We start from the raw sequence: 18,627 nt of genomic DNA, 5'->3' as shown, positions 1-18,627 counted from the left end.
TCGCAAGCCTCGAAAAAGCACGATTCGAGGCCGTTTTCGAGGGCAGAAAAATCCCGATTTGGGGCGCTTGGCGAGGCCCCTCTGGCGGTGCTTCGCGGACCTGCTACAGAGGGCGTCGAAGCAGGCTGACTTCGATGCCCTATGCTTGTTCCGCGATTTTTCGGATTGTCCGCCCTTGTCCCTGCCTTCCCAGCTTTACCGGCCCGATATCGATGGCCTTCGCGCCATCGCCGTGATGCTGGTGCTGATCTTCCACGCCTTTCCCGAGGCCGCGCCGGGCGGCTTCGTCGGCGTCGACGTTTTCTTCGTGATTTCCGGCTTCCTGATCACCGGTATCGTCGCGCGTGAGCTCGACAACAAGCGCTTCAGTCTGGCCGGCTTCTACGCCAGGCGCATCAGGCGGATTTTTCCGGCGCTGATCGTCGTACTCGCGTTCGCGCTGGTCGTGGGCTGGTTCTGGATGCTGCCGTCGGCCTATGCGCAACTGGGCAGCGACGTCTTTGCCAGCGCCGCTTTTTTCGCCAACATCGCGCTGCTATTGCAGTCAGGCTATTTCGACGTCGAATCGGCGAAGAAGCCGCTGCTGCACCTGTGGTCGCTCGGCATCGAAGAGCAGTTCTACCTGTTCTGGCCGCTGCTGCTGATGCTGGCCGCGCGGCTGCGGCTGAAGCTGTTCTGGATCGCGGCGATCCTCGGCGCCGTTTCCTTCGCGCTCAATCTGCTGCTGATCGGCGCGAATCCGGTCGCGACCTTCTATCTGCCGTTCACGCGGGCCTTCGAATTGCTCGCCGGCGCCCTGCTGGCACTGGGCTGGAACCAGATCGGCAAGCCGAGCGCCGCGAGCGATTGGCGCGCGGTCGCCGGGCTCGCCCTGATCGCGCTCGCGGTCGGCCTGTTCGACAGCCACAGCCCGTTTCCGGGTTGGCGCGCGGCGCTGCCGGTCGCCGGATCTGCGCTGCTCTTGTCGGCGCCCGCTGCCTGGCTCAACCGCGGCGTCCTCGCCAGCCGGCCGATGGTATGGATCGGGCTGATCAGCTATCCGCTCTATCTCTGGCACTGGCCGCTGCTGGTGTTCTTCGCGCTGATCAAGTTCAGTCCGCTGACGCTGCTCGAGCGCGGCCTGATCCTGCTCTCGAGCGTGCTGCTCGCCTGGGCGACCTACCGCTATTTTGAGAAGCCGCTTCGTTTCGGCCGGCCCCAGCCGCGCAAGCTGGTTGCGCTCGGTGCCGGCATGGTGCTCGTCGCTGCACTCGGCGGCGCCGTGGACCGGGGGCGTGGCTACGATTTCCGCCTGCCGCCGGAAATCCGCGCCATGGCCGGTGTGTCGACACAGTCAGCGCAGTGGCGGTTCCATCAATGCCTGCTCGATCTGAGCCGTGATACGTCGTTCGCCGATGATTGCGTCGATCGCAGCCGCCACCCATTGGTCGTGATCTGGGGCGACTCGACAGCCGGTGCGCTGTTGCCCGGCTTGCGCAAGGCGCAGCAGACGAGAAACTTCGGCATCGCGCAGTTCACTTCGGCGTCCTGCGTTCCCGTCCTGAACGTCGATGTACCCGGCACGCCCAACTGCCGCCAGATGAACGATAAGGTGTTTTCACTGATCCGCGATGTCAGGCCCGACATCGTGGTGATGCACGGCACCTGGGACAGATACCTGGACCAGATCGCCGAGACTGCCGCCGCGCTGAAGCGCGAGACCGGCGCCCGCGTCGTCGTGCTTGGCGCGGTGCCGACCTGGCGGCGCGGGCTGCCGAACGAAGTGTTGCGCTATTTCCTGCTCTATCACGGCCTGATCCCGGCGCGTTGGAGCGGTGGCGTGACGAGCGGATGGTTCGACGCGGTGATGCGCGACAAGCTCGCGCCCGCCGGCGCGGAATTCGTCTCTGCCTGGGATGTGCTGTGCGATGGCGACGGCTGCCTGACCCGGATCGGCGACAGCGCCGGCGATATCACCGCAAGCGACGGCATTCACCTCACCGAGAAAGGCTCGACCTATCTCATCGACGCGGTGATCGACCGCGTGCTCGATGGGTCCAAGGCGGGCAACCCGGGAAAGTAGCGTCAGCCGCGACGGGTGATGCGGCCTGCCTCGACGTCGAAGATCTCGCCATTGGCTCCGATATCGACGAACCCTGCGGGATCGGCGCCGGTCATCCAGACTTGCGCGCCGAGCTTTGCCAGTTCGTCGAACAGCGCCTTGCGCCTGCTAGGGTCGAGATGCGCCACCACTTCGTCGAGCAGCAGCAGCGGCACGATGCCGGTCATTTCGGCGACCAGCGTCGCATGCGCCAGCACCAGCCCGATCAGGAGCGCCTTCTGCTCGCCGGTGGAGGCGTCGCGCGCCGGCATGTTCTTCGGCGCGTAGACGACCTGCAGGTCGGTCAGATGCGGGCCGTCGAGCGTGCGTCCGGCGGCGGCATCCCGCGCGCGGCTGAGGCGCAGGATCTCACGGTAGCGGTCCTCGACGGCCGTTGCGGGCTCGCTGAGCAGCGCATTCTCCATCCAGCCGTCGAGCGCGATCTCGGCCGAAGGAAATATTGAGCCCTGCGCGCGCTCGCGCAACATCGCCGACAGTCTTGCTGCGGTCTGACCGCGGCTCGCCGCGACCGCGACCGCAAGTTCCGCGGTCTCGCGTTCGATCGCGCCGCACCAATGATCGTCATAGTTGCGCACTTCCAGGAGCCGGTTGCGCGAGCGCAAGGAACGCTCCAGCGCCGAGACGCGGCTGGAATGTTCGGAGTCGATGGCAAGCACGAGCCGATCGAAGAACCGCCGCCGTTCGGAGGCTGCGCCCATGAACAGGCCGTCCATTGCAGGCGTCAGCCACACCATGCGCAGATGGTCGCCGAAGGCCGCAGCCGAACCCACCGGCTCACGATCGATACGGCAGCGCCGGCTGACGCTCTCGCTGCCTTGCGCGGGCGCTTCGATCCCGGTGCCGAGCGTCGCAAGCCCGAGCGCGCCCTCGACCTCGGCGTAGACGGCCCAGGAACCGTCGCCCTGGTTGTCGGCGACGTCTTCCAGCGTCGCGCGGCGCAGGCCGCGTCCCGGCGCCAGAAACGAGATCGCTTCAAGGCAATTGGTCTTGCCGGCGCCATTCGGCCCGACCAGCACCACCACATCACTGCGCGTCGAGACGCTCGCCGCTCGATAATTGCGGAAATGCGTCAGCGACAGCCGATGGATGCGCGAAGGGGTCATCACTGTCATTGCCGGGCTTGACCCGGCAATCCATCGTCCGCGTCAGCGGACAATCTCATCATATAGGTCTCGCCAATCGGGATTGCCCTTGACGATCAGATCGATTTTCCACTCGCGTGACCAATGCTTGATGTTCTTTTCGCGTTGGAGTGCTGCTGCGATGGTTTCATGCGCTTCGAAATAAACCAGGGTTTTGACGCCGTAGCGCTTCGTGAAACCCTCTGCCAATCCCTCGCGATGCTCGTAGATGCGGCGGACCAGATCATTGGTCACGCCGACGTAGAGCGTTCCACCGGGCTGGCTGGCGAGGATGTACACCCAATAGGTCATTTTTGTTTGATGGATTGCCGGGTCAAGCCCGGCAATGACGAGGTGTCACACCCGCATTGGCATCAGCACGTAGAGCGCGCTCTTGTTGTCCTTGTCCTGCACCAGCGTCGGCGAGCCGGGGTCGGCGAGTTTCAGGACTGCGACTTCGCCCTCGATCTGGGCAGCGATGTCGAGCAGATAGCGCGAGTTGAAGCCGATATCGAGCGCATCGGAGGCGTATTCGACCTCCAGTTCCTCGGTGGCGCTGCCGGAATCCGGGTTGGTCACCGAGAGCACGAGCTTGCCTGCCGACAGCGACAATTTGACCGCGCGGCCGCGCTCGCTGGAGATGGTCGAGACGCGGTCGACGGCGGCTTCAAAATCCTTCTTGTCGACCACCAGTTCCTTGTCGTTGTTCTGCGGGATCACGCGGCCGTAATCGGGAAAGGTGCCGTCGATCAATTTCGAGGTCAGCACCACATTGCCGAGGGTGAAGCGGATCTTGCCCTGCGAGAGCTCGATGGTGATTTCCGCCTCGGTATCCTCGATCAGCCGCTGCACTTCGCCGACGGTCTTGCGCGGCACGATCACGCCGGGCATGCCGGCGGCGCCCTTCGGCTGCACCAGGTCGATCTGTGCCAGGCGGTGGCCGTCGGTCGCGACGCCGCGCAGCGTGGCCTGTTTGGCGCTGCCTGCCGCATGCAGGTAGATGCCGTTGAGGTAATAGCGCGTCTCTTCGGTCGAGATCGCAAACTGCGTGCGGTCGATCAGGCGCTTCACGTCGGCTGCGGGCAGCGCGAAGGAATGGGTCATGTCGCCGGCGGCAAGATCCGGGAAATCGCTCTCCGGCAGCGTCTGCAAGGTGAAGCGCGAGCGGCCGGCCCGGATCGCCAGCACCGAGCGGTCGCCATCCGCCTCCAGCACGATCTGGGCGCCGTCGGGCAGCTTGCGCACGATGTCGTAGAACATGTGGGCGGGCACCGTGGTCGAGCCGGCGGTCGCGGTTTCCGCGGCCAGCGTCTCCGTCACCTCGAGATCGAGGTCGGTCGCCTTCAGCGAGAGTTTGGCATTTTCGGCGCGGACCAGCACATTGCCCAGGATCGGGATGGTGTTGCGGCGTTCGACCACGCGATGCACGTGGCCGAGCGACTTCAGGAGTTGCGCGCGCTCGACGGTGACCTTCATTGCAATACCCGCCAGATCCCTGAGTGGAGCATGGTTTTGTCCGAAACCGGTAACCCACCGTGCTCTGAGATGGAAAGGCCGGGGCGGCCATGGGCGCGCCGCGGCGTTTGAAGCCCGAAAGCCGGGTCAATCCCTGGGATTTGACCAAACCGTCGGGGGGACCGCAAGGTGGCGCGGATAAGGCGCGAGCGCAAGGGAGCGGAACGCCGTTCCCCCACGTTTTCAGGCATCAAAGGCCGTTCCCGCCGGGATCACGACCCGATTCCGTCGGGTCGGATCATGATCCGGGCGGGAGGGAAGAATTCATTCCTGCAACTGGCGCTTCAGGGATTCGACTTCTTCGGAGAGCGAATTGTCCTTGGCGACCAGCGCCTCGATCTTGCGCACGGCATGCAGCACCGTGGTGTGGTCGCGCCCGCCGAAGCGACGGCCGATCTCGGGCAGCGAGCGGAGCGTCAGCGTCTTGGCCAGGTACATCGCGACCTGGCGCGGGCGCACCACGTTCGCCGTGCGGCGCGAGGACAAGAGGTCCGAACGGCTGACATTGTACTGCCGGGCGACCACGCGCTGGATGTCCTCGATCTTGATGCGCTTCGGCTCCTGCGGACGGATCAGATCGCGGACTTCGCGCTCAGCCATTTCCAGCGTCACCGGCTGGTTGTTCAGCTTGCTGTGTGCGAGCAGGCGGTTGATCGCGCCCTCGAGGTCGCGGCCGTTATGGGTGATGGTGCGCGACAGATAGTCCAGCACCTCGTCCGGCACGTCGAAGCTGGCGTGATGGACGCGGGCGGCGGCGACGCGCGATTTGAGGATGCCCAGGCGCAGCTCTTCGCCGAGCGATCCCATTTCGACCACGAGCCCGCCGGCAAGCCGCGAGCGCACGCGGTCGTCGAGGCTTTCCAGGTCGGAGGGCGGACGATCGGCCGCGATCACGACCTGGCGGCCGGCATCGATCAGCGCATTCAGCGTGTGACAGAACTCGGCCTGCGTCGATTTGCCCTGCAGGAATTGCAGGTCGTCGATCACGAGCACGTCGATGCCGCGCAGCGCTTCCTTGAACGCGAGCGCCGTCTGCGTCTTCAGCGCCGCGACGAAGCCATACATGAATTTTTCCGCGGTGAGATACAGCACCTTGCGCTCGCCGCCGGAATTGCCGGCCCAGGTCACCGCCTGCAGGAGATGGGTTTTGCCGAGCCCCACGCCGGCATGGATGTAGAGCGGGTTGAACATCACGGGATCGCCGCGACGACCTTCCGCAACCTGGCGCGCCGCGGCATGTGCGAGCGTGTTGGAGCGGCCGACCACGAAGCTTGCAAATGTTAGCCGCGGATCGAGCGGCGAGCCGCCGAGCGCATCGTGGCTCGCAGATACCGGCGCGGTCGCGGTCGAACGCAGTTCGACGGAGGGCCGCCCTTCCGGACGCTCGACGCGGCGCGTTTCCGCCGGCGCAGGAGCCTCCTTCGTGGTGGCCAAGGGCCGCACAGCCGAGCGCACGGTGAGATCGATGCGATGCACTTGCGGCATCTCCGCCTGCCAGCAGGAGAGCACGCGATCGGCGTAGTGCGCCTGGATCCAGCTCTTCAGGAAGCGGGTCGGAACCGACAGGCGGACGCTCTCGTCCTGCACGCCCTCGAGGTCCATGCGCGCAAACCAGCTCGTATAGACATCCTCCCCAACGCTCGTCCGCAACCGTCCCTTCACTCGCGACCAGCGATCCTGTTCCGTGTTTGTCATTGCCTGAAGACTTTTCTCAAGAGTAGTGCCGATTGTTTGTGAAAGCGCCGAGCATGTTTCTTGCCACGACGCGACCTCAAGCGAGGCTGCCTCCCCGGACACACTTCTCCCGTTCGGCGAAACCGCCGTGCGACGGATCAGGTGTTGGATGAGACGTGCGCTCGCGAGGTCAGCGCGTACTCGACGGTGTATCCGGAGTTCGCGTGGGGGTGTCTGCGGAAGTGCAATCCAGGGTGTCGAATACGGGCTTGTCTGAAATGCGCAATTCGAATGTTGCGATGGTTCCGTAAATCATACTGCCTCCCCCTCTCGCCGCACTTGCGCGCGGCGAGCAATCCGCTCGCAAGTGGTCCAAATCAGTGTGCCGCTACCGAACATCGAAACGCCCAGTGCTGCGCCGCCGCGTAGTTCAGTCCTTGTCAACCCATTCACGGGCTCCGCGTTCCCCGCTGCTTAAGGCCGCGGCCGCTATGTGTCTCCCCAGTTCGTTTCTCTCTCAGCGCGGATGCGTCGATCGAGAAATCCAGACACAGAACAGCCGTTCTCATATTGCTATGAGCTGCCAACTCAGCTTCGCTTGGAAAGCGTCGCTAACGCGCACACCGCCGCCGATTTGCACGTCCGCCCGTGGGTCTAAAATCGCGCTGATCTTAAGAGCCGTGGGCACCGCGAACGCATAAACAAATACACCAAGTGCGATTTCTGACAATCCGTTGTTTGTGGCTGGCGAGTTGAGTCTTCGCTGGTGTTGCGGCATTGCAATTGCGAAAGCCGAAAGCAAGTTTTTGAATCACCGCGCAGATTCGCGCGTGTCACAAATCACGGTGTAGCGGAAAAAAAAGTTCATAAAATATTTACGTAGCATCTCGGCGGCGCCAATTTTCAAACAAGTTGGCTTCGCTATGTAGGTAAGTGATTAGTGAGACGAAGTTTTTCGCGATTGCTTTTGGAGGGTAACCCCTCGCGGCTTTTCGCCGAGGAAATGTTTAGCACTATTCCATTTATGCGGCGCATGCGTGCGAATTTAATCGCGTGGCCGCGAGTCCAGCGCTGCAAGAACCGCAGCCCGGTAGAACTACGGACGCGCCGAATGTGACAGGCGTGCTGTTGTACGGCGACGAGACAATTCGCGAGGGCACAGTCGTTCGAACTGCGCAAAAGAAAAGGCCCGGCGAGAAGCCGGGCCTTTGATGAAAATGTTTTTCTGTCAGCTCACTTCGCCAGCTTGGCGATCTGATGCGTCAGGCGCGAAACTTTTCGGCTCGCAGTGTTGCGGTGAACGATGTTGCGCTGTGCGGCTTTCATCAGTTCGGGCTCGGCGCGTGCCATCGCCTTCAGCGCTGCGTCACGATCGCCGCGCTGGATCGCTTCCTCGACCGAGCGAACGGCACCGCGCATCTGCGTGCGGCGCGACTTGTTGATGATGGTGCGGCGGGCAATCTTGCGGGTCGCCTTCTTGGCGGAAGTGGTGTTGGCCATGGTCTCAATTGTCCTTCGGCGTTGGTCGCTCTGTTGGTCGGGCTCGAGCGCGCCGGCCGTTGAAATCGCGTGATCTACTCTGCTGTGTTTTCGAGATGCGTTCTTGACGGAGCCGTGCCCAGAAGCAAAAGTCCCGGCAGCCGCCCGTCCAAAGAACAGCGGCGGCAGGATTGCGCCCGCCGCCATTGCGCGGTCTTATAGAGGGGTCGGCCCCCAGCGTCAACGTTTTCCACCCGGTTCGGACGGCCGGAATCCGGCAGAAAATGGCCGCCAAGGTGCTGAACCGGTTGAATTTCCGCCCTCCCTGCCGTTAATGGGCCTTGGCGCGCTTGGGGCGGACAGGGACTAGGGTGAGGCATGATCCGCGGTTTTTTTCGGCTAATCGGGCTGTTGCTGCTGGCCGGCGGATTCGTTTTCATGGTCTATGACGGCGCCCGCTTCGTCGCCGATCAGACCCTGCGTTTCACCCGCTTCGGCCAGTTCTGGAACGACATCCATCAGTCCAGCCAGGCTGCATTCCGTGCCTGGATCGAGCGCACCGCGCCCTTCCTCTGGGACAGCGTGATCAAGGTCATCCTCGACCAGCCGGTTTTCGTCGTGCTCGGCGTCGCCGGCATCCTGCTCATGATCCTGTTCCGGCCGCGCAAGCCGCTGATCGGCTACGCGCGGGATTGATTGGAACTTTACGCCTTTTGGTTGTGGGCGCGTAACAGGGCTGCCAGATCGGGCGTAAAGACCTATATAGAGGCCAAGCCGGCCGAAGCCGCCCTCGGCTTCGGGCCGATGTTCCGCCTGGAGGTAGTCCATGTTGTTCATGCGCAAGACCACCGCGTTGCCGAGTGCAGCCGAAGCGCTGCCGGGACGCGCCACGCCGATCCCGACGGCGACCACCCACTTCGTCAATGGCAGCAAGCTGCAGCCGCCTTATCCTGAAGGCCTGGAGCAGGCGGTGTTCGGGCTCGGCTGCTTCTGGGGCGCGGAGCGCAAGTTCTGGGAACTTGGCGGTGGCATCCACACGACCGCCGTCGGCTATGCCGGCGGCTACACGCCGAATCCGACCTATGAGGAGGTTTGCTCGGGCCGCACCGGCCACACCGAGGTGGTGCTGGTCGTGTTCGATCCGAAGACGATCTCCTACGAGCAGCTCCTGAAGACGTTCTGGGAAAATCACAACCCGACGCAGGGCATGCGCCAGGGCAACGATGTCGGCACGCAATATCGCTCCGCGATCTACACCTTCAGCGACGCGCAGCGGAAGGCCGCGGAGGCCTCGAAGGCCGCCTATCAGAAAGCGCTTTCGGCGAAAGGCCTCGGTCCGATCACGACCGAGATCGCGAAGGCCGGCGAGTTCTATTTCGCGGAAGACTATCATCAGCAATATCTCGCCAAGAATCCGGCGGGCTATTGCGGCCTCGGCGGCACCGGCGTGTCGTGCCCGATCGGGGTCGGCGTCACCGCCTGAGACCGCTGCTTCACCTCTCCCCGGCGGGGAGAGGTCGGATCGCATACAATGCGATCCGGGCGAGGGGGCGAGGTGTCCATGAGGGACCGTAACCCTCACCCGCGCTTCGCGCGACCTCTCCCGATGGGAGAGGTGGGCGCCTGCCTCGCCTCTCTTCTGTCTCCCCAAATGCATGCGCGGGACAGAGGCCACTTCCCAACAACCATTTGTTAACTATAACCGGTGCAAGACTAGGCTGTCTCGCTTTTCAGGGATGGCCACGGTGCAGGTTGCGCGCGCGTTTCGATTGCCGATCACTGCCGTCATGACTGCACTCGCGTTGTCGGGCTGCATGCGCACGAGCGGCCCGGTCGCGGTCGCGCCGGCGCCGGCCGATCTCGACTCGATGGCCTATGGCGCGCCCGCCACGCCTGCGCCGGTTGCGGTCGCTGACACCGGCAGCGGTGCGGTCGGCGCGCTTCGCTCTGCCTTTGCGGCTTCACCCCGTGCTGCCTATGCCGCGGCGCCTCGGCCCGCGGCCTATGGGTCGCCGAGCCGATATGACTCGGCCTATCATCTCGATGCCGGCGACCGGCTGCGTGTCGTGGTCTACGGCCAGGAAGGTCTCACCAACACCTACGCGATCGATGCTGCCGGCTCGATCACCATGCCGTTGATCGGGCAGATGCCCGCGCGCGGAAGGACGACCTCGGGGCTCGCAGGCGAGATCGCGGCAAAGCTGCGCAGCGGCTATATCCGTGAGCCTTCGGTCGCCGTCGAGATCGAGGCCTATCGACCGTTCTTCATCCTCGGCGAAGTCGCCGCGCCCGGACAGTATCCGTACGTGCCCAACATGACCGTCGAAAGCGCGGTTGCGATTGCGGGCGGCTTCTCGCCGCGTGCCAAGCGCGACATGGTGACGCTGACGCATACCGATGCCAACGGCGCGGCGCGTTACACGGTGCCGCTCGGTACGCCGATGAGCCCGGGCGATACCGTGTTCGTCGGCGAGCGGTGGTTCTAGTCAAACCTTTCTCCGCTTGTCATTCTGCGGCGCGCGAAGCGCGAGCCCGGAATCCATCGGGCCGCTGAACGTGCCGATGAATGGGTTCCGGGCTCGCGCTTCGCGCGCCCCGGAACGACGAGGGAGAGAGCTGCGCGCTACTGCAAATGCTTCGCGAAGAACGCGAGGCTGCGCGGCCAGGCGACGTCGGCGCTGGTCTTGTCGTAGCTCGCCCGTTCGTCGCAATGAAAGCCGTGCTGCGCGCCGGGATAGATGTGGACCTCGGCTTCGGGCCGCTTGGCCTTGATAGTCTCGACATCGGTCAAGGGAATGCCACTGTCCTTCTCGCCGAAGTGGAGTTGCGTCGGCACCTTCGGTTTGTCGTCGGCAAAGCGGACGATGGCGCCGCCGTAATAGCCGACGGCCGCCTTCAGGCCCGTCAGCTTGGTTGCCGCGACATAGGCGACGCTGCCGCCGAGGCAGAAGCCGATGATGCCGACCGGGCCGACATCCTTCACGGCATCAATGGCAGCCTGGGTGTCACGCAGCATCGCCGCCCAATCCGGATTGGCGACGAATTTGCGCGCGACCGCCACTTCGTCCGGGGAGTAGCCGCTCTGGAAGTTCGGCTCGCTGCGGTCGAAGATCGAAGGCGCGATCGCGACATAGCCTTCCTGCGTGAGCCGGTCGCAGACCGAGCGGATGTGGTGGTTGACGCCAAAAATCTCCTGGATCACCACGATCGCGCCCTTCGGCGCCCCGGTGGGGTCCGCGCGGTAGCCGCCGAGTTTGAAGCCGTCCGAAGCCGTCAGCGTGATGTCTTTTCCCACGGGGTCATCCCTTCTCGTTTGAGGGTTGCAGTTACGTTTTCTCGAAAGAGCAGCGGCTGACTACCGCCACATCCAGTTCTGGCCCCAATCGGCTTTCCAGCCGGCGAGCCGTCCTTTGCGGAATTGCAGAAAGAGCCGGTCCTTGTGCGGGAACAGGCCGCTGCCGCCGATATCGCGGAAGGTGAGATAGATCTCATTGCCGGGACGCCCGCTGACATAGGTCAGCGGCGTGCCGAGCGCGCGCGACGTCTCCTCGACGTCCATCCCGAACACCAGCGGCGTGGTGTTTGACAGCGTCGTTACGAAGTAGGATGGCGCGGGAGCAGGACCGCCAAATGGCGGCAAATGCTGCGCGCTGGCCGGTGCCGCTGCAGCGGCGAGCACGAGCAGTGTCGCGGCCATCGTCCTCATGACGCGGCCTTCTGCGCCGACTTCGCCTCGAGGCTGTCGAGGAACGGCAGCACCGCCTCGATGAAGGCCTGCGGCTGATCGATATTGACGGCGTGGCCCGCGGCCGGGATCACGACCTTCTGCGCGCCGGGAATCTTGGCCGCCATATAGTCGGAGGCGGCGAGGAACGGCGTGTCGTCGGCGCCGACCACGATCAGCGACGGCACCTTGATATCGGGCAGCGACTCGATCACGCGCGCGTCGCGCTGGGTCAGCATGCCGCGTGCGGCACGCGCGAGACCCGAGGCATCGCGGTGTGTCACCGTCGAGCGCTCGCGGCTCAACGACTTCAAGAGATCGAGGCCCTCGCGTTCGAACTTTTCAGCGGTGTCGTGAGCGCGCTTGTTCCAGGCGTCGCGGGCGTCGTCCTTCTTGAAGCCCGGTCCGGTATCGATGATCAGCAGTGCGCGCACCCGCTCCGGGTGGGCGCGAGAGAACGCCAGCGACATATAGCCGCCGAGCGGGAGCCCGCCGACGATCGCTTTATCCGCGCCGACCGCATCCAGCAGCGCGGCCATATCGGCGACCGTCAGAGCTTCGCTGTAGGCCGCGGGGTCGCTCGGATAATCGGACTGGCCGTGGCCGCGCATGTCCCACAGCACCAGCCTGTAGCGCTTCGACAGCGCCGCGATCTGGCCCTGCCACATCGCCGACGTCGATGAATAGCCGTGGGTCAGGAGCAAAGGCGGGCCCTCGCCGTGGACTTCGTAATAGATCTCGACCCCATCTCGCTTGATCTTCGGCATTGCGTTTCCCCGACCGGATTTTAGGCAGCGATGCTGCGCAATCATCCTAGCGCGATCCGTTCGCGGGTGGGAAATGCGGAAATGGAAGGTGATGTCGGCGTCATTGCGATCGCTTTGACAACGCCGCGACACAATCTTCCCGCAACGCACAACCGATGTCGCTTTGGCCTTGAGTGTTTCCAAATTGGATTGCCTCCAATCCGGTTCCGGATCATGCTCGCGCGCTGCCGGCATCGACCCGGTGGGTGCCGGCCCGATACCCAACAAGTGAGCAGCCGCCGTAAGCGGCTTCCAACACCGGAAGGGGAAACGCGATGCCTAACCTCACGATCAATGGACGGAATATGTCCGTCGAGGCGGCCGGCGATACGCCGCTGCTCTGGGTCATCCGCGAGCAATTGCAGATGACCGGGACGAAATTCGGCTGCGGCGCAGGTCTCTGCGGCGCATGCACGATCCACCTCAATGGCGAAGCCGTGCGTTCCTGCCAGACCTCGGTCAGCGAGGCCGTCGGCAAGAAGATCACCACCATCGAAGGCCTGTCCGCCAAGGGCGATCATCCGCTGCAGAAGGCGTGGATCACAGAGCAGGTGCCGCAATGCGGTTACTGCCAGTCCGGCCAGATCATGCAGGCGGCAGCACTTCTCTCCAGGAATTCCAACCCGACCCGCGACGAAGTGGTCGCGCATATGGACGGCAATCTCTGCCGCTGCATGACCTATTCGCGTATCCAGAAGGCGATCATGCGCGCCGCGTCCGAAATGCGCACGGCATCCAACGTCGGAACCGAGCGGAGGCCCACATGAACAGCCATGTGAAGATCACCTCGCGCGGACCTGCCGATCTCAGCCGCCGGTCGTTCCTGGTCGGCTCCGCCGCAACCGGGCTCGTGCTCGGCTATGCCGCCGTTCCCGGCCTCGACCAGGCGCTTGCCGCGCCATCCAATTTCGAGCCCAGCACCTGGTACTCGATCGCGCCCGACGGCATTGTGACCGTCACCTGCGGCAAGGCCGATATGGGTCAGCACATCGCTTCCACGATGGCGCAGATGGTCGCCGAAGAGCTCGGGGCGAACTGGAAGGACATGCGCGTCCAGCTTGCCTCGAACGATCCCAAGTTCAATGACCCCGTGCTCGGGGCGCAGATCACCGGCGGCAGTTGGTCGACGATGATGAACTTCGACGCGATGAGCCGCGCGGGCGCGGCGGGACGGATCGCGTTGACGGAAGCTGCAGCGGCCGCGATGGGCGTGCCTGCGGCCGAACTCGTGGTACGCGATTCCGTGATCTCGCATCCGAAGTCCAAGAAGTCGATGAGCTTTGCCGACATCGTCAAGAGCGGCAAGGCGACCAAGACCTTCACGCCGGACGAACTGAAGGCGATCAAGCTGAAGACCCCGGATCAGTACACCCTGATCGGCGTCTCGGTGCCGCAGCTCGACATCCCCTCGAAGACCAACGGCACGGCCAAATACGGCATCGACGTCATGCTGCCGGGCATGGTCTATGGCCGCGTGGTGACGCCGCCGGTGCGCTTCGGCGCCACCGTGAAATCGGTCGACGATAGCGCCGCGAAGAAGGTGCCCGGCTTCATCAAGACGGTGGTGCTGGACGACAAGACCGGCAGTACTTCCGGCTGGGTGGTGGCGGTCGCGAGCACCTACGCCAGCGCCAAGAAGGCCGCGGAAGCGCTGAAGATCGCTTATGACAACGGTCCGAACGCGAAGCTTTCGAGCGAGTTGCTGCTGAGCGAAGCGAAAAGGCTGCAGGCGCTCGATGACTCCGGCCAGTTCTTCGTCAAGGACGGCGACACGGCGGCGGCGTTCGGCACGGCGGCGAAGGTGATGGAGGCGGAATACACCACCAACATCAACATCCACGCGCCGCTCGAACCGATGAACGCCGTGGCCGACTTCAAGGGCGACATCCTGCACATCTATTCCGGCAACCAGTTCGCAACGCGCACCGGCGAGATTTCGGCGGCTGCGGCCGGGATCGATCCCAAATATGTCGTGATGCACCAGATGTGGCTGGGCGGCGGCTTCGGCCGGCGCCTGGACGCCGACATGATGATCCCCGCGGTACAGGCGGCCAAGGCCGTCGGCAAGCCGGTCAAGATCATCTATTCGCGCGAAAACGACATGACCATGGACTATTCGCGGCCGCTGACCTACCAGAAGGTCAAGGTGGGCCTCGATGCCAGCGGCAAGCTGATCGCGCTCAACCACGACGTGGTCTCGGCCTGGCCGACCGCGCGCTGGGGAATCCCCGATTTCCTGACGCCGTCGGTCGACAAGAGGGGCCCGCTCGACTCCTTCACGGTGAATGGCGCGGACTTCTTCTACACCGTGCCCAACCATCAGGTGCGGGCGATCAAGAACGAGATGGCGCACAACGCCACGCCGTCCGGCCAGTTGCGGTCGGTGGCGCCGGGCTGGACGTTCTGGGCAGTCGAAAGCATGATCGACGAGATCGCGCATGCGTCCGGCAAGGATCCGGCGCTGTTCCGTATCGAATTGCTCGACGGCAAGGGCAAGAACGACGGTGGCGCGCAGCGCCTGCGCAACACGCTGCTCGCCGCGATGGGCCTGGCCGGCTACGGCACCGGCAAATTGCCGAAGGGCGAGGGCATGGGCGTGGCGTGCGTCTCGTCGCAGGAGCGCGCCTCCGCAAGCTGGACCGCCTGCGTCGCGCATGTCGTGGTGGCGCCGTCGGGCGAGGTCAAGGTGAAGAAGCTGACGGTGGCCACCGATGTCGGCATGCAGGTGCATCCCGACAACATCCGTGCCCAGGTCGAGGGCGCGGCGCTATGGGGCCTTTCGCTCGCGATGTATGAGAAAGCGACGCTGAAGGACGGCGGCATCGAGCAGACCAATTTCGATACCTACACTCCGTTGCGGATGGGCCAGATGCCGGAGGTGGCGGTCAACGTCATCGCCAATGGCGACAAGCCGACCGGCGTCGGCGAGCCCGCGGTCACGGTGATCGCGCCCGCGCTCGGCAACGCCATCTTCAACGCCTGCGGCGCCCGGCTTCGCGCGCTGCCGATCACCGCGGACGCGGTGAAGGCGGCGATGAAGGCGTAAGGAGGTCGCGCACGTTGTGAGACAATGATCCGCCGGAGAAAGTCTCCGGCGGATTTTGTTGTTCCGTCATGCCCCGCGCAGGCGGGGGCATCCAGTAACCGCCGACGGTCCTGTGTCTCACCGGCGTCCGTGATTACTGGATCATCCGCCTTCGCGGATGATGACGATGGTGAGCGTGGCCGCGTCGCATGCGCGATCAGCAAATCCCTAAAATTGTAGCATTCCCGCTAGCCCCGCATTCATCATCCCCATTAAGCCGCAGGGAACCCATTCTCGGCTAGCCTGGGCTGTGGATCGTCATTGCGAACGCCCAGGAATTTCATGACCGCGTTAGCCAACAAGACTTCGTCAAGACGCCGCCTGTTGCTGGCGTCGGATCGAAGCGACCAAAGCAGCGAACTGGCCCGGATATTGAGATCGGTTGGCGAGGTCGACACCATCTCGACCGCGGAGATTCCCGAGACGCCCGCGGACAATCTTTCAGGCATCGTGGTCGACATCAACCTGCGCTCGCCCGAGAGCGTGCAGCTTGTACGCAACAGGCTCAGGACGGAAGCCTATCGCGAAATGCCGCGGCTGTTCGTGCTGCAGGACGCATTGCACCACGCGACCATGCAGGCCTGGGCGTTAGGAGCCACCGACACGATCTCGCGTCCGTTCGACGCGTCCGGACTGTTGCAGCGTATCCGCTCCGCGTTTCCGGACGCCGACGGCTACGATGAAACCGATCGCGGCAAGGCGCTGAACCGCGGCGTCGAGGCGGCGCATGCGGTGATGGTCAAGATCTTCGAAAAGCTGCCGGCCGGCGTGCCCTTGAAATTCAGCGACATCGTCGACGCCGAGCGCAAGATCCTGAAAGCGATCAAGCACTCATCCTTGCGCGAATGGCTGACCATGGTCGGCTGCCATCACACCGACACCTATCGCCATTGCCTGTTCGTCACCGGTTTTGCGGTGGCGTTCGCGCAGCACCTCGGCATGCGCGAGGACGACCAGCGCCGCCTTGCCCGCGCGGCGCTGCTGCACGACGTCGGCAAGGCGTTCATCCCGACCTCGATCCTGGACAAGCCGACCGATCTGACGGCGGACGAGATGGCCGAGATGCGCGAGCATCCGCGGCGCGGCTACGAGGCGCTGACGGCCCAGGGCGGCTTTCCGCCCGAAATGCTCGATGTGGTGCTGCACCATCACGAGATGCTGGATGGCTCCGGCTATCCGAATGGTCTCCACGGCGGCCAGATCAGCGACATCGTGCGGCTCACCACCATCGTCGACATCTACGCCGCACTGGTGGAGAAGCGCGCCTACCGGCTGCAGTTCACCCACGCGAAGGCGTTCGCGATGATGGAAGACATGGGCGGGAAGCTCGATCAGCAATTGCTGCAGGCGTTCCGCCCGGTCGCGTTCGGGTATTATTGATTCCGACTGCTCAGCCGTCATTGCGAGGAGCGTAGCGACGAAGCAATCCATAGGCTCCGCAAGCAGCACCATGGATTGCTTCGCTTCGCTCGCAATGACGTGGAGAGACGTTGCTTCGGGATGACGCGCCTCGTCACGTCACTCCAGCATCCTTCGCAGTTCGGCTTTCGCGACCTTCTCCAGCGTCGAGCGCGGCATGTCGTCGACGAAGCGGATCTCGCGCGGCACCTTGAAGTCGGCGAGCGCGCTGCGGCAGGCGGCCATGACGTTGTCGTGCAAGTTGGCGGGCGCACGCTCGACGCCGTCCTGCGGGATGATGAAGACCACCGGCACCTCCTCGAGCATCGGGTGCTTCTTCGCCACCACCGCCGCCTCGCGCACGCCGGGCACCACCGCGATCACCTGCTCGATCTCGGAGGCCGCGACGTTCTCGCCGCCAACCTTCAGCATGTCCTTGGCGCGGTCGCCGAACTTGACGAAGCCGTGTTCGAGCAGGGTGACGCGGTCGCCGGTCAGGAAGTAGCCGTGCTCGTCGAAGCTTTCGCGGGTGGCCTTTTCGTTGTGCAGATATTCCTTGAACAGCGACAAGCCGGGAATGCCCTTGATGGAGAGATTGCCGGTGCCACCGACGTCCGTGGCCGAGCCGTCGTCGTTGGTGATGCGGATCGAGTACTCGGGCGCCGCGCGGCCGATCGACATCGGCGTGTTCGGCTGGTCGACCTCGCCGACGATGCCGTGGGTGATGGTCTCCGTCATGCCCCACCAGCCGATCGTCTTGACGCCGAACGCGGCAAACGGCGGCGGCTCGCACACCGCCGTGCCCCAAAGCCGGAACTTGTGGTTCTGAGGGATCTCGTGCTCCAGCAGCGCCTTCATGCAGAACGGAATGGTCGAGGTCCAGGTGCAGCCGTGCTCCAGCGCCACGCTCCAGAACCGGCTTGCGGAAAAGCGCGGCTGGATCACGCTGGTAGCGCCGACCCAGAGCGTCGCCAGCATCGAATAGGCCAGCGCATTGGTGTGGAACAGCGGCAGGTAGATCTGGTGCACGTCGCCGGCGTGCAGGTCCTCGTGGGCGGCATTGACCTTGGCACCCCACAGCGCATTGGCATGGGTCCACAACACCGCCTTCGGTCGCGACGTCGTGCCGGAGGTGTACTGCACACTGCAGGGAGCCAGTGGATCGGTGGCGCGGCGCGGCCGGTCGGCGCTGTCTCCGAACAGCGCTTCAAAACTGTCGCCGCGTGATGTGGCCTGTGCCGGCGCGGCGCCGGCGTTATGCGAGATCACCGCGATCCAGCGCAGGTCGCGGCAATTGGCCGCGATCAGTTCGGCATAGGCCGGCTGGGTGATCGCGGCGACCGCGCCGCAATGGCCGGCAAAATATTCGATCTCGGCGGCGGCGGAGCGCGTGTTGGTGGTGACCGCGATCGCGCCAAGCTCGACGCAGGCGAACCAGGCCAGCATCGCCTCGATGCAATTGTCGAGATGGATCAGCACATATTCGCCGGGCCTGACGCCGCGCTTAGCAAGCCCTGCGGCCAGCGCGCCGACGCGTTCGTGAAATTCGCCATAGGTCCATGTTCGCGACGGCGCCTCGAACGGCGCCCAGATCAGGAACGGGTGATCGCGCCGGACCTCCGCGCGCATCCGCAGCAGCCATGGCACGTCGAGGCCAGCGAACGGTCCCACGATACCGGGTGCTGCCTGTGAATCGGTCATGCTTCCTCCCGCGCAGCCTTTGT

16 protein-coding genes are annotated in these 18,627 nt (G+C 64.2%); 7 read left to right on the top strand and 9 right to left on the bottom strand.

Features of this window, described 5'->3' with window-relative positions; translation table 11 throughout:
• Nucleotides 1-175 precede the first annotated feature (175 nt).
• Complete coding sequence (locus ACVJGD_RS28275) at nucleotides 176-2,062, top strand: acyltransferase family protein (RefSeq protein WP_456637309.1); 1,887 nt, start codon at nucleotides 176-178, stop codon at nucleotides 2,060-2,062.
• Between the two features lie 2 nt (nucleotides 2,063-2,064).
• On the opposite strand, the gene recF is transcribed toward ACVJGD_RS28275, so the two are convergent.
• From recF to rpsT, 5 genes are all read right to left on the bottom strand, one after another.
• Nucleotides 2,065-3,204, bottom strand: coding sequence for a DNA replication/repair protein RecF (gene recF / locus ACVJGD_RS28270; protein ID WP_456640401.1), 1,140 nt, complete (start codon nucleotides 3,202-3,204; stop codon nucleotides 2,065-2,067).
• 42 nt (nucleotides 3,205-3,246) lie between these two features.
• Nucleotides 3,247-3,534 carry a GIY-YIG nuclease family protein gene (locus tag ACVJGD_RS28265; RefSeq protein ID WP_456637308.1) on the bottom strand — a complete coding sequence of 96 codons (288 nt, stop codon included), beginning with the start codon at nucleotides 3,532-3,534 and terminating at the stop codon, nucleotides 3,247-3,249.
• 45 nt (nucleotides 3,535-3,579) lie between these two features.
• On the bottom strand, nucleotides 3,580-4,698 hold the full coding sequence (gene dnaN / locus ACVJGD_RS28260; protein WP_456637307.1) for a DNA polymerase III subunit beta: 1,119 nt from the start codon (nucleotides 4,696-4,698) through the stop codon (nucleotides 3,580-3,582).
• Nucleotides 4,699-5,001: 303 nt separating this feature from the next.
• Nucleotides 5,002-6,432: a chromosomal replication initiator protein DnaA gene (gene dnaA / locus ACVJGD_RS28255; protein WP_456637306.1), complete on the bottom strand. Its 1,431-nt coding sequence runs from the start codon at nucleotides 6,430-6,432 to the stop codon at nucleotides 5,002-5,004.
• A 1,212-nt stretch (nucleotides 6,433-7,644) separates the two neighbouring features.
• Nucleotides 7,645-7,911, bottom strand: a complete 267-nt coding sequence (rpsT, locus tag ACVJGD_RS28250) for a 30S ribosomal protein S20 (protein ID WP_456637305.1) — start codon at nucleotides 7,909-7,911, stop codon at nucleotides 7,645-7,647.
• Between the two features lie 357 nt (nucleotides 7,912-8,268).
• Between rpsT and ACVJGD_RS28245 the strand changes: the two genes are divergently transcribed.
• The 3 genes from ACVJGD_RS28245 to ACVJGD_RS28235 all read left to right on the top strand — a co-directional run bounded on the left by ACVJGD_RS28245 (nucleotide 8,269) and on the right by ACVJGD_RS28235 (nucleotide 10,376).
• Nucleotides 8,269-8,586 (top strand): hypothetical protein, encoded by a 318-nt coding sequence (locus ACVJGD_RS28245; RefSeq protein ID WP_027580893.1) that lies wholly within the window; start codon nucleotides 8,269-8,271, stop codon nucleotides 8,584-8,586.
• A gap of 130 nt (nucleotides 8,587-8,716) precedes the next feature.
• Nucleotides 8,717-9,373, top strand: coding sequence for a peptide-methionine (S)-S-oxide reductase MsrA (gene msrA / locus ACVJGD_RS28240; RefSeq protein WP_456637304.1), 657 nt, complete (start codon nucleotides 8,717-8,719; stop codon nucleotides 9,371-9,373).
• Nucleotides 9,374-9,677: 304 nt separating this feature from the next.
• The gene (locus ACVJGD_RS28235) at nucleotides 9,678-10,376 is read left to right on the top strand and encodes a polysaccharide biosynthesis/export family protein (protein WP_456640400.1); all 699 of its coding nucleotides are present in this window, start codon (nucleotides 9,678-9,680) and stop codon (nucleotides 10,374-10,376) included.
• 137 nt (nucleotides 10,377-10,513) lie between these two features.
• Here the strand turns inward: ACVJGD_RS28235 and ACVJGD_RS28230 are convergent, their stop codons facing one another.
• Genes ACVJGD_RS28230 through ACVJGD_RS28220 form a run of 3 tightly spaced genes read right to left on the bottom strand, consistent with a single transcriptional unit; the run spans nucleotide 10,514 to nucleotide 12,381 of the window.
• Complete coding sequence (locus tag ACVJGD_RS28230) at nucleotides 10,514-11,185, bottom strand: dienelactone hydrolase family protein (RefSeq protein WP_456637303.1); 672 nt, start codon at nucleotides 11,183-11,185, stop codon at nucleotides 10,514-10,516.
• A gap of 60 nt (nucleotides 11,186-11,245) precedes the next feature.
• Complete coding sequence (locus tag ACVJGD_RS28225) at nucleotides 11,246-11,596, bottom strand: hypothetical protein (protein ID WP_456637302.1); 351 nt, start codon at nucleotides 11,594-11,596, stop codon at nucleotides 11,246-11,248.
• Nucleotides 11,593-12,381 (bottom strand): alpha/beta fold hydrolase, encoded by a 789-nt coding sequence (locus ACVJGD_RS28220; protein ID WP_456637301.1) that lies wholly within the window; start codon nucleotides 12,379-12,381, stop codon nucleotides 11,593-11,595. The genes ACVJGD_RS28225 and ACVJGD_RS28220 overlap by 4 nt, the downstream gene beginning before the upstream one ends.
• Before the next feature lie 314 nt (nucleotides 12,382-12,695).
• On the opposite strand from ACVJGD_RS28220, the gene ACVJGD_RS28215 reads away from it, so the two are divergent.
• The 3 genes from ACVJGD_RS28215 (at nucleotide 12,696) to ACVJGD_RS28205 (ending at nucleotide 16,885) form a co-directional block, all read left to right on the top strand.
• Nucleotides 12,696-13,187, top strand: a complete 492-nt coding sequence (locus ACVJGD_RS28215; RefSeq protein WP_456637300.1) for a (2Fe-2S)-binding protein — start codon at nucleotides 12,696-12,698, stop codon at nucleotides 13,185-13,187.
• Nucleotides 13,184-15,466, top strand: coding sequence for a molybdopterin cofactor-binding domain-containing protein (locus tag ACVJGD_RS28210; protein WP_456637299.1), 2,283 nt, complete (start codon nucleotides 13,184-13,186; stop codon nucleotides 15,464-15,466). The genes ACVJGD_RS28215 and ACVJGD_RS28210 overlap by 4 nt, the downstream gene beginning before the upstream one ends.
• Before the next feature lie 321 nt (nucleotides 15,467-15,787).
• Nucleotides 15,788-16,885, top strand: coding sequence for an HD-GYP domain-containing protein (locus ACVJGD_RS28205; protein ID WP_456637298.1), 1,098 nt, complete (start codon nucleotides 15,788-15,790; stop codon nucleotides 16,883-16,885).
• Between the two features lie 138 nt (nucleotides 16,886-17,023).
• Here ACVJGD_RS28205 and ACVJGD_RS28200 read toward each other — a convergent pair whose 3' ends face one another.
• The gene (locus ACVJGD_RS28200; RefSeq protein ID WP_456637297.1) at nucleotides 17,024-18,604 is read right to left on the bottom strand and encodes an AMP-binding protein; all 1,581 of its coding nucleotides are present in this window, start codon (nucleotides 18,602-18,604) and stop codon (nucleotides 17,024-17,026) included.
• Nucleotides 18,605-18,627 lie beyond the last annotated feature (23 nt).

It is taken from the genome of Bradyrhizobium sp. USDA 10063, from assembly GCF_054063735.1.
This window is presented reverse-complemented; position numbering and strand designations above follow the sequence as displayed.